The following is a 13218-nucleotide window of genomic DNA, read 5'->3' as shown; positions in this document are numbered from 1 at the left end:
CTGATCAGTTCGACAGCTTTGTCATTTCAGCCTTGAAGAAATCGAACATTTCCTTGCCGTCGACGCCCGCATCTGCGGCACCGGCGTAGTAGTCCTGCAGGAAAGACTCGTTGAGCTCTTCAAGGGCTTTGACGGTCTCGGCAGGCGCAACCTGGATCGAGTTCCCGGAGGCGGCGACGATCTCTCGACCCTGCTCGTTGATCTTGTCCCAGCCGAGCCCTGCGCGTTCTGCGAAGGCGACGCCGGAATGTTTGTCGATGATGGCTTTGTCCTCATCGCTGAGCGCGTTGTATTTTGCCTCGTTCATGATCAGGTAGTGGCTGCTTGAATACCAGCCGCCGGGCATCTCGGTGGAATATGTGACGATGTCGGTGATCTTGAAGCTTGGCAGGCTTTCATATGGGAAGAGAATTCCGTCCGCGATGCCGCTGGAGAGGATCTCATATGATTTCGGCGCGGGTTGGCGGATGGAAACGCCGCCCCAACCTTCGACGATGGCCAGCGGGATGGGGCCGCCCGTCCGCATCTTCTGACCATTCATATCGTCCGGTGTGACGATGTGCTTGCTGCTGTGATGGATCACGCCGGGGCCGTGGGTGTTCATCCCGATCAGCTTAACACCGTCGTAGTATCCTTTGTCCGCCAGGAACTTTTCATGCGTCTTCTGCAGCGCGATGGATGTCGCGACCGCGCTATCGCCGAGGAACGGCAGTTCGGCAAAGAGATACGCCGCAAAGCGCTTGCGGCTGTAGCCATGCACCGTAAAGCCGACATCCGCCTGACCGGTCCGGATCGCATCCAGATGCGCCGGCGGCGAGGCGACGGCTTTGGGAAGGCGTTTGAATTTGATCCGGCCTTCGCTTTCCTCCTCGATCGCTTCCATCCAGGGGATGTAGATCGCCTCGTTCACGGGGTGGGTCCAAGGTATCCAGGAGGAGTAATTGAAAACGGTATCCGCGTGCGCAACCCCTGCCGAAAAGACAATCGCTGTAAGCGCTGCGCCGACATTCTGTGCTGTGTTCCGAAGCATATGTTTCTCCCTGAAGATATGTTGCTTCACCGGCTTCCGTCCCTCGTGCGGTCGGTCCGGTTGATGTGATTTCCTGCGACGTGTTGAACGCGTCGTCTCGTTTGTGGTATGCAATGCTTGCATTCTGGCATACCTAAGTCAATGATTGTGAAGCCACCAAATTTCAACGTTTTAGCAAGCGGTTCCCGCGAATGACCAAGGCCTTAACCGGGCGGTCTGGCTGGACCGCATAGACCCTGTGGAGCACGCAATGCACTTATCGGCGAACATCTCGATGCTCTTTAAGGAATTGCCCATGCTGGATCGATTTGCGGCGGCGAGGGCAGCAGGCTTTGATTGGGTGGAAATTCAGTTCCCCTACCAGTTCGATCTGGCGGATCTTATCGCCGCCAAGACCGAGGCGCGGACAGAGGTTGTGATGATCAACCTGCCTCCCGGAGATCTGGCTGCGGGGGATGTCGGCCTTACAGCTGTCGCCGGTCGAGAGGCCGAGTACCGGGTTGCTGTGGAACTGGCCTGCGACTATGCGGCCGGGTTGGGGGTGTCCAAGATCAATTCCTTGTCGGGCAGAGCGTCCACCCCGTCTCGGCAAGAGGCATTGGACGTCGCAATCCACAACCTACGCCATGCGGCAGATACTTTCGCGAAGATGGAGATCGACGTGATGGTCGAACCTGTCAGCCCAGCCGTGGTACCCGGGTTTTTCCTGACGGATTTGCGATCCGCTTGCGAACTCGTGGCCGCGGTCGACCGGCCCAATATCGGTATCTTGTTTGACCTGTTCCACATGCAGCAAACCGAAGCCTCTCTGGTGGCGGCCGTAAAGCAAGCCGGGGCCGCGATAGGTCACGTTCAATTCGCGGACGTACCCGGGCGGCACGAGCCGGGGACGGGCGAAGTCGATTTCGATGCGGCGTTCGCAGCGCTGCGCGAGATCGGGTTCACCGGTGGCGTCGGTGCGGAATACAATGCGACCGGACCCACGGAAGAATCCCTTGCCTGGATGCAGCGCTTTCCCGGATGGGCCGAAGAGCCAGCATAAGGTCGCAACGCTGGGGCAGAACCCGAGCGGCGCAGCGTCGGGGAGACCGGCCAGATTGCGGCGGTCATGCGGGATAGCTCTGATTATGAAACCTGTTCTGCTGATCAATCCCAACAGTTCGGACGCGACGACTGAAGCGATGTTGACCATCGCAAGGCGCCATTTGCCTGATGATGTGCTGGGATGGACCAACCGCGCGGCGCCTGCGATGATCACCGAGCCCAAGGACTCGGCCGCGGCAGCGGATCAGGTGGCCCAAGCGGATTTGCCCAAGGCGCGCGCGGTGATTGTCGCAGCCTTTGGCGACCCCGGTGCCGTGCGCCTGGCCCAACGCCTGAGCTGCCCTGTGGTCGGCATCGGTGCCGCTGCGGCGCGCGCCGCCGCTGCAGGGCGCGCGCGTTTTGCGGTTGCTGCGACAACAATCGGCCTGCGCGCGTCGATTGATGCGTTGATGCGCGCTTACGGCACCGAAGGCAGCTATCTGGGCAGCTTCTTGACCGCGGGCGATCCCTATGATTTGCTGGCTGATCCCGCCGCATTGGACGCCGCTTTACTGGACGCTTGCATGGCTGCGCGGACCGCAGGGGCCGAGCGCATTATCATAGGAGGTGGACCACTGGCGGAGGCTGCAATCCGTTTGGCGGGCCAGGTTGACGTGCCGCTCGTTCAGCCCTTGCCCGAAGCCTGTAAGGCCATCGCGGCCCAGCTTGACTAGGCGCAGATCATAGCAAGAGATCGGGCGCCTCTCGTTCCAGGTAACTGCCGCTCGGGGCGCCCACGGGGTCGCCGTTCTGCATGACGGTTTGGCCGCGCAAGATTGTGCGCACGGGCCAGCCAGTGACCTCGAACCCTTCCCATGGCGTGTAATCCGATCCGTGATGCAAATCGGCCTGCCTGATGGGCTTGCTCAGCGTCGGATCCCACAGCGCAATGTCGGCATCGGCTCCGACCATGATCGCGCCCTTTCGAGGGAAAAGGCCATACAGCCGCGCATGGTTCGTCGCCGTGATTGCGGCAAAACGTTCAAGCGACAGGCGCCCCTTGACCACACCTTCTGAGAACAGGATCGGCAGGCGCGTTTCGACCCCCGGTATGCCGTTGGGTATGTTGCGGAACGACTGCCGCGCCCCGGGCGCATCCTTGCCTGCCGGATCATTGAAGCGGAACGGGCAGTGATCCGAGGAAAACAGGTCAAACGTGCCTTGCTCAATCCCGGCCCATATCTTTGGCCATTCTTCGGCGGTGCGGGGCGGCGGAGAGCAGACGTATTTGGCCCCATCAAACCCGTCCCGGTCCAGATCAGAGGCGGTCAGGGTGATGTATTGCGGGCAGGTCTCGGCAAACACCGTCAGGCCGCGCTGCCGGGCGCGGACAATCTCTTCGGTCGCCTCGCCATTCGAGACATGTACGATGGTCAGCGGAACGCCCGCGATCTCGGCCAGTGAAATGGCGCGATGCGTCGCCTCGCGCTCGACCGGAACAGGACGGGTGGTGGCGTGGTGGTAGGGGGCTGTCTCTCCATTGCGGTCGGCCCGGTCGCGCAGGAATTCGATGGCGTCTTCGTTCTCGGCATGGACCATGACCATGGCGCCCTGTTCTTTGGCCACCGCCATCACCTCAAGGATTTGCCGGTCGCTCAAGGCAAGACCGGCATAGGTCATGAAGACCTTGAAGCTGGTATAGCCGGCCTGAATGAGGGCAGGCAGATCCTGTCCCAGGGTGACCGGATCGGTGTCCTTGACGATCAGGTGAAAGGAGACATCCGTCATGCAGTTGCCGTCGGCCTTGGCGCGGTAGTCCGCGACGGCCTCGCGCAGGGTCCGGCCCTCTTCGGGCAGGCAGAAGGGCAGAACGGTCGTGTTGCCGCCGCAGGCCGCGCTGCGGGTGCCAGAGGTGAAGTCATCGGCCATCTCGATCCCCGGCCCGGAAGGCTGGGAGATGTGCACGTGGCTGTCGATCCCGCCTGGCAGCGCGATCAGGCCATGGCCGTCGATCACGTGTTCGCCTTGCAAATCCTTGCCCAGAGCGGCGATCCGGCCATCGGTGATGCCGATATCGCAATGCGTCGTGCCGCTTGCCGTGACGACGCGGGCGCCGGTGATTACGGTGTCATGGGTCATGTGGTTTCTCCTGCGATGACCGTGCTCAGGGCTTGCCCCAGTCCGGTGGAGGTCTTGGCCGCGGGGCGGGCTGTGCGATTGCGGTAGCTGGGGGACAGGCGCGCCAGCGCCATGGCCTGGGCGGTCGCCGCGGCAATCGGGTCGACCAGAATGCCGGGTGTCTCATGGGCGATCTGTGGCGCCAGCCCGGCCAAAGGCGCACCGCCCAGGATGACCACGTCGGCGCCATCTGACCTGGTCCCGTCATGCGCCAAAGCAATCAGCTCGGGGCGCAGGGCGGTCTGGACATCGCCCAGCTGCGCGGGCGGATCGGCGGGGCATCGCACGCCGGTAAAGCGCCCGCCTAGTCCGGTCTGGCGTACACAAGCGTCATACCATCGCGCCATATGCGGCGAGAACGTCACCACCGAGAACCGCTCGCCCAGCATGGCTGCGGACATCACGGCCGCCTCGGCCATGCCAACGATGGGCAGATCGAACAACTCGCGCGCGGCAACCAGACCGGGATCGCCAAAGGCGGCGATGATGACTGCGTCCACGTCGTGGCGATGCGAGGCGATTGTCTCAAGCACGCCGGCCCCTGCAATCTGCGCCTCTGCCCGCGAAGAGATATAGGGAAAGCCGGTCGTTGCGGTGAGCGGAACGATCTCGGCAGCAGGACCTGCGGTTACGCGCGCCACATCCGTCATGGAGCGGGTCATGCTTTCGGTCATATTGGGGTTGATCAGCAAAAGGCGCATATCAGGCGATCTCCTTCAGGATCGGTTCCAATCGCTGTGCCAGGGCGATCAGATCGGCATCACGACCCGCTTGAGCGATAAGTTGTAGTCCCAGGGGACGGCCCTGACTGTCTGTCCCACAGGGGATGGACAGGGCAGGGACCCCGGCGTGATTGATCTGCGGTGTAAAGGCCGCATGGTCGCGCGGGGCGGCCGGTTGGCCGCCAATCTCGGAAGGCGCGTTCTGTTCCGCCGGCCAAGCCGCGCAGGGCGTCGTGGGGGTTGCGATAAAGCCGTATAGGTCCAGCGCCGCGCGCAAGGTTTCACGCATCTGGTGCGAGATTTGATGCGCAGCGGCCACCTGCGTGCCGCTCAGCGACAGGCCGGTTTCGATTTGCTCGGCAATCGCGGGGTCGAAGACCCCGGGAGTTTCGCGCCAAACATCGCCATAGAGCTGCGCAAGCCCTGCATGTTGCAGCGGCTGGACGTCGTGGCCCTTAATGTCATGCGGCCAGGCGATCCGGGCCTGCGTGATGGTCACGTCTGCAGAGGTGAGCGCCGCAACCACTTTGTCGAAGTTTGCAGCGACATCCGGGTCGCGTCTTTGCCCGGTGCCAAAATCACCTGAAACGGCGATCTCAAGGCGTGGTGCGGGCGCGGAGGCCAGGCGGGCCAAAACCTGCATGGCAAGGGCGATGTCCTCCATCCGCCGGGCAATCGGGCAGATGACCGAGATGCCCCAGACCGGTTCGTCAAAGCCGGGGCCGTAGGGGATCAAATCCTGCGTCGGCTTCAAGCCGCATAGGCCCGTATGGGCGGGCGGGCGACGCGTGGATCCACCCGCATCCGTGCCAAGCGCAAGAGGCACGATCCCCGCCGCAACCGCAGACACAGGCCCACCGGAGGACCCGCCAGATGTCAGGCTTGGATCAATTGGGTTGCGTGTCACCCCGTGGAAAGGCGAATTCGTTGCCCCCTTGCAGCCGAACTCCGAGCAGGTCGCAATGCCGATGATCACCGCCCCAGCATTGCGCAGTCGCTTTACGGCCTCGGAGTCCTCTGGCGCGATATGATCGGCAAAAAGCGCCGAGCCTTGGGCAATGCGCAGGCCCTTTACCCAGATGTTGTCCTTTATCAGCACCGGAACGCCGGCCAGGGGCAGGGTTTCCCCGCCCTGAAGGCGCGCTGCCACGGCGTCGGCTTCGGCCTGTGCCTGCGGGTTTATCAGGCAGATTGCATTGATGGCCGGGTTGCGCGCCGCAGCACGCTCCAGCGCTTCGGTGGTCATCGCCGACGGTGTGGTTTCACCACTCTGCACGGCCGCGACCAGGGCCGAGAGGGGTCCATCCAGCAGGCTCATGCGCGGGCTCCGTGATGCTGAGCCCAACAGGCGGCGATCTCGCGGCGGGGGGCAATCCAGACGTCCTGGTGGGATGTGATATGGGCTAGAATGGCCTCAAGCGCGCCGATGCGGGCTGGCCTGCCGATGAGGCGGGTATGCAGACCGATGGATAGCATCCGCGCGGCCTGCGCGCCCTCGGCATAGAGCCGGTCAAACCCGGCAATCACGTAGTCCGAAAAATCCCGCGGCTGAACAAAGCCGCCCCCGGGCGAAAACCGCATGTCATTGGTATCAAAGGCATAAGGCAGCACCACGAAATCGCCATCCATGTAGGGCATGTCGTCGTCATAGGCATTGCTGTCATAGCAGAAACCGCCATGTGCTTTCAGCAAGTCGCGGGTTTGCGGCGAGGTGGCGGAGCGGGCGTGCCAGCCGACAGGCGCGGTGCCAGCGATCCGCGAGATTGCGGCGTGGGTGCGCGCGATGATTTCGCGCTCTTGCTCTGCCGTCATGCCGGCATGGGTTTCCCATCGCCAGCCGTGACACGACACTTCATGGCCACGCGCAACAGCGTCCCTAATCAGCCACGGCGTTGCTTCGGCGGCGCGTCCGCAGGTCGAAAAGCTGGCACGGGCATCATGCGCGGCCAGCGCCTCGACGACCCTGTGATAGCCCCGCCGGGGACCATAGCCGAAATGGCTGACCATGCAGGGATCGGGCGCGCCTTTGACCTCGTCGTCGGCCTCATAGCGGCCTTCGTTGCGCTCATCCCCGGAGGCAATCGACAACTCCGCGCCCTCTTCGACGTTCACGACGAAGGACACGGCCAGACGCGTCCCATTCGGCCAGCAGGGCGCAGGCTCGGCGTCCCAATATCCGCGCAAGTCGCGGCTCATCCCTGGATCATCCGGTTCAGGCCGACGGTCCGCGACGCGATGATAAGAACGACGCAGGCCAGCAGGATCAATCCCGAAGACATGGCGGCCAGCGAGGGGTCGGGTTGTTCCTCGAGATATTGCAACATCTTGATGGGCAATGTCTTATTGCGCGCATCTGTCAGAAAGATCGAAATCGGGTAGTTGTCCATCGACGCCAGAAAGGCGAAGAGGCCGCCGGTTAGATAGGCCGGGGCGAGGTTGGGCACGAGGACCTGCAAGATGGCCCGCGGATAGCTCAGCCCCAAGGTGCGGGCCGCATCAACCAGGCTGAAGTTGAACGCCGCCATCGAGGCCAGAAGCGTGCGCATCACGAAGGGCAGGGTAATCACGATATGGCCCAGCAGCAGCGATGTATAGGCGTCGCGCAGCCCGATCTCGCGAAAGAACTGAAGCAGGGCGACGCCCACCACCAGGCCCGGCATCATCAGCGGGGACACAGTGAAGGTCGCGATGGCCTCGCGCCCCCGGAAGGAGCCGCGCGTGACAGCGATGGCGGCCAGCGTACCCAGGATCAGCGACAGGAGCGTCGAGACGACCGCCAGGTTCAATGACAATTTAACCGCGTCCCAGAGGCCCGAGCGCTGCTGCAGCGATTGATACCAGCGCAGCGACAGTTCTGGCGGTGGCAACGTATAGACCGCAGAGGAGGTAAAGGACGCCGCCAGCGTGATCACGATCGGCAACATCAGGAAGATCACGCAAGCGATTGCGAAAAGCCAACAAAGGGCGAGTGAGATGCGGTCGGTGCCAGTCATTGCCGTGCCCCCAACCGGCTCGCCAGCCAGCTTGATCCCAGAACCACCGAAATGGCGATGATCAGCAGGATCGAGGATATCGTGGCCCCCAAAGCCTCATTGCGCAGGTAAAGGAATGACCGCGCCGTTAGCATCGACAGCGTCTGCTGGCGCTCGCCCACGATCAGCGAGGGGATGACATACATCGAAATCGCAAGGCTGAAGGTAAAGGCGCAGCCCGCGACAACACCAGGCAGGCTGAGGGGCAGGGTCACATTCATGAAGCGAAAAACCGGCGTCGCGCCCAGCGACACGGTGGCTTCGGGCAGGCGGCTGTCCATCTGGCGCAGCACGGTATAGATCGGCAGCACCATGAACGGCAAAAAGACGTTGGCCGCCCCAATGATCAGCGCGGTTTCCGTGAACAGCATGCGGATTGGCGCCTCGGTGAGACCCAGCGACATCAGCGTGTCGTTCAAGACCCCGCGTGTGCGAAACAGAATGCTCCAGGCAAAGGCCTTCACGATGACGCCCACGGACATCGGCAAAACCATTGCGACCAGAAAGACCGACAGCCAGATCCCCTTGGCGCGCGCCATAATGATCGCGGTGGGATAGGCGATGAGCAATGCCAGGCCCGTGGTCAGAAAAGCCACGCGCAGAGTCCGCCACAGGACGCTCATGCTATAGTTGTCGCTAAAGAAGGTGACGTATTCCAGAATGGAGAACTGGCCATCAATCTGGAAGGACTTCAGCAGCAGCATGAAGAGCGGCAGCGCATAGATAATGGCCAGAAAGCTGAGGCCGGGCAGGGCCAGAAACCCGATACGTTCCGCGCGCCTGATCATGTGCTGGCCTCGTAGACCAGCGTATCCGCGATGGACCAGCCGAAGTTCACCGTCTCTCCGGGAGTGAGGCTTGAGCGCATGCCCGGCAATTCGCAAAGCAGGCGGTTGGGGTCTTCGGCGCGCCCGTGCAGCTGGGTCTTCGACCCAAGAACCATGGCGTCCTCCAAGGTGACGCTGATGGTGTTCTCGCCCGGCTCTGTGCGGATCAGCTCGGGGCGCACTCCAATGGTGACCTTGGTGCCCGCCGCAAAGTCTCCTGGTGCCGTGACCGAACCATGCGCGGTGTGGACGGTGATGCGACCGGCGCCGGTTTCGACCACCTTGCCGGTCAGGCGCGTCGATAGCCCGACGAAATCCATGACGAATGCGCTCGCTGGGCGCGCATAAAGCTCGGAGGGTGAGGCGAATTGCTCGATCTTTCCGGCGCTCATCACCGCGATGCGATCCGAGACGCCCATTGCCTCGTCCTGATCATGGGTCACGAATATCGCCGTCATGTTCCGTGCGCGCAGCAGCGTCTTCAGCTCGACCTGCATGGTTTCGCGCAGCTTGCGATCGAGGGCGGAAAAGGGTTCGTCCAGCAGCAGCAGAACCGGATCAACGATCAAGGCGCGCGCCACGGCCACACGCTGCTGTTGCCCGCCCGACAGGGCCGCGACCGGGCGTTCGGCGAAGTCGCTCATGCGCACAAGGGCGAGGGCTTCGGCCACTTTGGGGCCGTGCGCGGCCTTATTGACGCCGCGCGCGCGCAAACCAAAGGCCACGTTCTCGGCGACCGTCAGATGCGGGAACAGCGCGTAGCTTTGAAACACGACCGATATATTGCGCCGATGTGGCGGCACGCTCGTGATTGCGCGGCCATCCAACATGACCTCTCCGGTGTCGGCCGCGGTGAGCCCCGCAATGATCCGCAGAAGAGTTGTCTTGCCGCATCCCGATGGGCCGAGGAGAGACACAAGCTCTCCTCGACCAACGCGGAAGTCCATATCGGACATGACAGGCGTGCCCTTGAACGCTTTGCCGACGGCAGTGACGTCCAGGTACTTGTTGCTGCCCATGTCCCGCGTTTCCGGGTCTTTCATGGATCAGATGGCCATCAATTTGTCGAAGCGTTCGATCCAGTCGCGCCGGTTGGCGGCGACAAAGGCCCAGTCCGGGGCGTAAATTGGCACACCTTCGGGGATCACAGCACCAGCCTTAACGGTGGTGTTGGCCGGCACTGACGTGGCAAAGTTAGCAATGGCCGACTGCATGTCCGGCCCAAGCATTTCGTTCACATAGGCCTCTGCCAGCTCGGGGTTCGGGCCGCCTTTGACAAGGCAGATGCCGGACGGCATTGCGAAAATGCCTTCGGACGGAGCCGCCAGATCAACAGGCACGCCGCTCGCCTTGCGGGGCAATGCGTAGGACGAGAAATTCCCGGAAAGCATGGTGATTTCGCCCTGTTCAAGCAGGTTGAACGCCTGACTCATCGTCGTGTAGACCGACAATAGGTTTGGCTTCAGCGCCCCCAGCTTGTCAAACGCCGCATCGATTTCATACTGCGCCTCAGAGAACGGTTTGCCCGAGCCCAGCATGGCCGACATGAACAGCGTCCACATGCCTTCGGTGTTTTGCAGCGACGGGATGATCAGTTGCCCTTTGGATTCTGGTGCCCAAAGCTCTTCCCAAGACGCAACGCCGCCGGATTTGAAGTCGGTGTTGTATGCCACGCCGGCCCAGGGCTGGACGTAGTTGCACCACATGCCGTCCATATGCACCGCGTCAGAACGCAGATCGGTCATGTTGGGCACGGGCCCGGAAGTGATCGGCGTGAGCAAATCCTCCTCAACCGCCTGAATCATCACCGGATCATCCATCTGGACGACTGACAGATAGGGATTGTCCTTGTTCGAGGACATCTTCTCGAGATTGACAGAGGACTTTGTGCCCTCAAACAGGATATCGGCGCCTATGGCGTCTTTCATGTGAGGAACAACGATCTGTTCCATCCATGCCGTGTGCGATCCTGCGCAACCGATGACCAGTTCTTTTGCTTGGGCGCGCAGGATGGCGGGTGTCGCCAAAGTCCCGATTGCGGCGAATGCCGATCCTTTCAACATGGATCGACGCGTCATTCCTGTGTTCGTTCGTCTTGGCATTTTCAGCCCCCCTTTTGGCTCATGCGAGATGCCTCAAAATGGCATGCCATTTCAGGAGGCGTTAGAAAACAAAGACAAAACCGCCCTTTTTTCTGGAGGTGACGAAAATTTGGGCGCAAATCTCGCCCGCTGCCGCATAAACGACGCTTAGGAAGCGTTTCCAGATTGCAAAACGGCCGCAACGGTTTGGCCGGTGTGTCGTAGGTGTGTTTCCCAGATCTCTGCCGCCTTGCTTGCCTGCCCGCTGCGAAACGCCCGCATGAGGTCTTCATGCTCGTCAACCGCCTGTGCCAGGCGCTCTGGTTCCATGATTGCAAGATAGCGCCCGCGGCGCGCCTGTATCATCAGGCGCTGATGCGTCGTGATCAAAACCGGATTGGCGGAGGTCTGAATGATGAAGTCGTGAATAGCCGTATTCAGATCGAAATAGCCATTCCGGCGCCCGGCCTTGTGGTGATCCAGCATCGCGCTATGCATGTCCTCGAGGCGCTGAAGGATGTCCGGTGTAATGATCTCACAAACCCGTTTGGCGGCGAGGCCTTCCAAAACAGCGATCACCTCAAACAGAGTGACTGCGTCCTCGGGGCGGAACTCGGAGACAACAGCCCCCCGGTGGAGCGAGATTTCGATGAGGCCATCGGCCTCCAGCAGCTTCAGCGCTTCGCGGACGGGCGTGCGCGACACACCAAGCTCTGCGGACAATTGCCGTTCCACGATGCGCGCGCGGGGGGGCAACTCACCTTTGACGATACGGTCGCGCAAGATGGAGGCCACGTTTTCCACGCCAGCTTTGGGGTTTTCAGATGGTGGCGTCTGGGCTTTGGACATCAGAGCAATTCAACCGCGTTACATTTCGGCAATTGCCGGGAAGTTATGTCCGCGTCAAGGCATTGTCAGAACAAACCAGCCTGAGCCGGGCAGGGCGGTCTCGTGACCTGCTGTGATGACAAAACATTCTCCATTTAGGTACTTCACAACCATTTCAACCAGGCGCGACGCTTCTATTCACAGGGGCACTTCAAGCTCGACCAAAGCGCCGCTCTTACCAAGTGGCATCAGCTTTGTTCCGCCTAAGTTGCGGCGACCCGCGATAAACTGAGACTGGTTCGAATTCGTCTGACAGCACCTGCCCAGAACTACATCCGCAGCTTGGTCCAGCGCGCCCCCATCTGTGAGCTGCGCACGCAGGCATCCACAAACGCCACGCCCTCCACGCCGTCCGTCACGGTCGGGAAGGTCACCTCGCCGCTGGGCTTGCGCCCCTCGCGGGCGGCCAGGATGGCCTCCGCGGCCTCGGTGTAGATGTTGGCGAAGCCCTCCAGATAGCCTTCCGGGTGCCCGGGCGGCACGCGGGTCACGCGGCCCGCCGCGCCGCCAGAGCCCGCGCCGGCGCGGGTGATCAGCCGCTTGGGCTCGCCCAGGGGCGTGTGCCAGAGGTAGTTGGGGTCTTCCTGGGACCATTCCAGCCCGCCCTTGTCGCCATAGACCCGCAGCCGCAGGGCGTTCTCGTTGCCGGGTGCCACCTGGCTGCACCACAGCATGCCCTTGGCGCCGCCCTTGAACCGCAGCATCACGTGGCCGTTGTCGTCAACCTGGCGGCCCTCGACAAAGCTCGACAGGTCCGCCGCCAGCTCCTCCAGCGCCAGCCCGGTCACGAAGCGCGCTATGTTATAGGCGTGGGTGCCGATGTCGCCGGTGGAGCCGCCGGCGCCGGTCTGCTTGGGGTCGGTGCGCCAGGCGGCCTGCTTCTGCCCGCTGGCCTCCAGGTCGGTCGACAGCCAGTCCTGCGGGTACTCGACCTGCACCACGCGGATCGCGCCCAGATCGCCCGCGGCGACCATCTCGCGGGCCTGCCGGACCATCGGGTAGCCGGTGTAGTTATGTGTCAGCACGAATAAAGCATCCGAGCGCTCGCAGGCCCGCGCCAGGCGCTTGGCCTCCGTCAGCGTCGCGGCAAGGGGCTTGTCGCAGATCACGTGGATGCCGCGGCGCAGGAACTCCAGCGCGGCGGGCACGTGCATGTGGTTGGGGGTGACGATGGCGACGGCCTCGATGCCGGCCTTCAGCCGCCCCTCGCGGATCGCCATCTGGCGGAAGTCGTCATAGACCCGCGACGGATCGAGCCCCAGATCGGCCCCCGAGGCCTGTGACTTCTCGGGCGTGGAGGACAGCGCCCCCGCCACCAGCTCGTATTTGTCGTCGATGCGCGCGGCGATGCGATGCACCCCGCCGATGAAGGCGTCGCGCCCGCCGCCGACCATGCCCAATTTGATCCGATCCGCCATAATCACTCCCTTTCAATTG

14 protein-coding genes are annotated in these 13218 nt (G+C 62.4%); 3 read left to right on the top strand and 11 right to left on the bottom strand.

The features are described from left to right. Positions 1 to 4: 4 nt before the first annotated feature. Positions 5 to 910, bottom strand: coding sequence for a TRAP transporter substrate-binding protein (locus AIOL_RS13020; RefSeq protein ID WP_049643376.1), 906 nt, complete (start codon positions 908 to 910; stop codon positions 5 to 7). Positions 911 to 1325: 415 nt separating this feature from the next. On the opposite strand from AIOL_RS13020, the gene AIOL_RS13015 reads away from it, so the two are divergent. Both AIOL_RS13015 and AIOL_RS13010 read left to right on the top strand, forming a co-directional pair. Further along, positions 1326 to 2072 carry a hydroxypyruvate isomerase family protein gene (locus AIOL_RS13015; protein ID WP_160314481.1) on the top strand — a complete coding sequence of 249 codons (747 nt, stop codon included), beginning with the start codon at positions 1326 to 1328 and terminating at the stop codon, positions 2070 to 2072. Between the two features lie 85 nt (positions 2073 to 2157). After that, positions 2158 to 2787, top strand: coding sequence for an aspartate/glutamate racemase family protein (locus tag AIOL_RS13010; protein ID WP_235439012.1), 630 nt, complete (start codon positions 2158 to 2160; stop codon positions 2785 to 2787). 7 nt (positions 2788 to 2794) lie between these two features. On the opposite strand, the gene hydA is transcribed toward AIOL_RS13010, so the two are convergent. Genes hydA through AIOL_RS12970 form a run of 8 tightly spaced genes read right to left on the bottom strand, consistent with a single transcriptional unit; the run spans position 2795 to position 10839 of the window. Then, complete coding sequence (gene hydA, locus AIOL_RS13005; protein ID WP_049643374.1) at positions 2795 to 4192, bottom strand: dihydropyrimidinase; 1398 nt, start codon at positions 4190 to 4192, stop codon at positions 2795 to 2797. Next, on the bottom strand, positions 4189 to 4932 hold the full coding sequence (locus AIOL_RS13000; protein ID WP_049643373.1) for an aspartate/glutamate racemase family protein: 744 nt from the start codon (positions 4930 to 4932) through the stop codon (positions 4189 to 4191). The genes hydA and AIOL_RS13000 overlap by 4 nt, the downstream gene beginning before the upstream one ends. Position 4933: 1 nt before the next feature. Next, complete coding sequence (locus tag AIOL_RS12995; protein WP_049643372.1) at positions 4934 to 6271, bottom strand: amidase; 1338 nt, start codon at positions 6269 to 6271, stop codon at positions 4934 to 4936. Further along, a complete protein-coding gene (locus tag AIOL_RS12990; RefSeq protein ID WP_049643371.1) occupies positions 6268 to 7149 on the bottom strand; it encodes a polysaccharide deacetylase family protein in 882 nt (293 codons plus the stop codon). The genes AIOL_RS12995 and AIOL_RS12990 overlap by 4 nt, the downstream gene beginning before the upstream one ends. Next, positions 7146 to 7946 (bottom strand): ABC transporter permease, encoded by an 801-nt coding sequence (locus AIOL_RS12985; protein WP_049643370.1) that lies wholly within the window; start codon positions 7944 to 7946, stop codon positions 7146 to 7148. Before AIOL_RS12985 ends, AIOL_RS12990 begins: the two co-directional genes overlap by 4 nt. Continuing rightward, the gene (locus tag AIOL_RS12980; RefSeq protein WP_049643369.1) at positions 7943 to 8773 is read right to left on the bottom strand and encodes an ABC transporter permease; all 831 of its coding nucleotides are present in this window, start codon (positions 8771 to 8773) and stop codon (positions 7943 to 7945) included. The genes AIOL_RS12985 and AIOL_RS12980 overlap by 4 nt, the downstream gene beginning before the upstream one ends. Then, the gene (locus tag AIOL_RS12975; RefSeq protein ID WP_200898753.1) at positions 8770 to 9855 is read right to left on the bottom strand and encodes an ABC transporter ATP-binding protein; all 1086 of its coding nucleotides are present in this window, start codon (positions 9853 to 9855) and stop codon (positions 8770 to 8772) included. Before AIOL_RS12975 ends, AIOL_RS12980 begins: the two co-directional genes overlap by 4 nt. Before the next feature lie 3 nt (positions 9856 to 9858). Beyond that, positions 9859 to 10839 carry an extracellular solute-binding protein gene (locus AIOL_RS12970; RefSeq protein WP_235439010.1) on the bottom strand — a complete coding sequence of 327 codons (981 nt, stop codon included), beginning with the start codon at positions 10837 to 10839 and terminating at the stop codon, positions 9859 to 9861. Between AIOL_RS12970 and AIOL_RS25925 the strand changes: the two genes are divergently transcribed. Continuing rightward, positions 10823 to 11065, top strand: coding sequence for a hypothetical protein (locus tag AIOL_RS25925; protein ID WP_235439008.1), 243 nt, complete (start codon positions 10823 to 10825; stop codon positions 11063 to 11065). The two genes, AIOL_RS12970 and AIOL_RS25925, sit on opposite strands and share 17 nt — an antisense overlap. On the opposite strand, the gene AIOL_RS12965 is transcribed toward AIOL_RS25925, so the two are convergent. After that, complete coding sequence (locus AIOL_RS12965; protein ID WP_049643367.1) at positions 11062 to 11742, bottom strand: GntR family transcriptional regulator; 681 nt, start codon at positions 11740 to 11742, stop codon at positions 11062 to 11064. The two genes, AIOL_RS25925 and AIOL_RS12965, sit on opposite strands and share 4 nt — an antisense overlap. A gap of 308 nt (positions 11743 to 12050) precedes the next feature. After that, a complete protein-coding gene (locus AIOL_RS12960; RefSeq protein WP_049643366.1) occupies positions 12051 to 13199 on the bottom strand; it encodes a Gfo/Idh/MocA family protein in 1149 nt (382 codons plus the stop codon). Positions 13200 to 13218: the final 19 nt, after the last annotated feature.

It is taken from the genome of Candidatus Rhodobacter oscarellae, assembly GCF_001078595.1.
Classification (GTDB): domain Bacteria; phylum Pseudomonadota; class Alphaproteobacteria; order Rhodobacterales; family Rhodobacteraceae; genus Rhodobacter_B; species Rhodobacter_B oscarellae.
The sequence above is the reverse complement of the archived record's forward strand: the minus strand, read 5'-3'. Positions and strand labels throughout refer to the sequence as shown.

Coding starts and splice junctions, on each gene's coding strand:
- AIOL_RS13015 (WP_160314481.1), top strand. CDS start 1,326: ATGCTGGATCGATTTGCGGCGGCGAGGGCAGCAGGCTTTGATTGGGTG.
- AIOL_RS13010 (WP_235439012.1), top strand. CDS start 2,158: ATGAAACCTGTTCTGCTGATCAATCCCAACAGTTCGGACGCGACGACT.
- hydA (WP_049643374.1), bottom strand. CDS start 4,192: ATGACCCATGACACCGTAATCACCGGCGCCCGCGTCGTCACGGCAAGC.
- AIOL_RS13000 (WP_049643373.1), bottom strand. CDS start 4,932: ATGCGCCTTTTGCTGATCAACCCCAATATGACCGAAAGCATGACCCGC.
- AIOL_RS12995 (WP_049643372.1), bottom strand. CDS start 6,271: ATGAGCCTGCTGGATGGACCCCTCTCGGCCCTGGTCGCGGCCGTGCAG.
- AIOL_RS12990 (WP_049643371.1), bottom strand. CDS start 7,149: ATGAGCCGCGACTTGCGCGGATATTGGGACGCCGAGCCTGCGCCCTGC.
- AIOL_RS12985 (WP_049643370.1), bottom strand. CDS start 7,946: ATGACTGGCACCGACCGCATCTCACTCGCCCTTTGTTGGCTTTTCGCA.
- AIOL_RS12980 (WP_049643369.1), bottom strand. CDS start 8,773: ATGATCAGGCGCGCGGAACGTATCGGGTTTCTGGCCCTGCCCGGCCTC.
- AIOL_RS12975 (WP_200898753.1), bottom strand. CDS start 9,855: ATGAAAGACCCGGAAACGCGGGACATGGGCAGCAACAAGTACCTGGAC.
- AIOL_RS25925 (WP_235439008.1), top strand. CDS start 10,823: ATGGCGGGTGTCGCCAAAGTCCCGATTGCGGCGAATGCCGATCCTTTC.
- AIOL_RS12965 (WP_049643367.1), bottom strand. CDS start 11,742: ATGTCCAAAGCCCAGACGCCACCATCTGAAAACCCCAAAGCTGGCGTG.
- AIOL_RS12960 (WP_049643366.1), bottom strand. CDS start 13,199: ATGGCGGATCGGATCAAATTGGGCATGGTCGGCGGCGGGCGCGACGCC.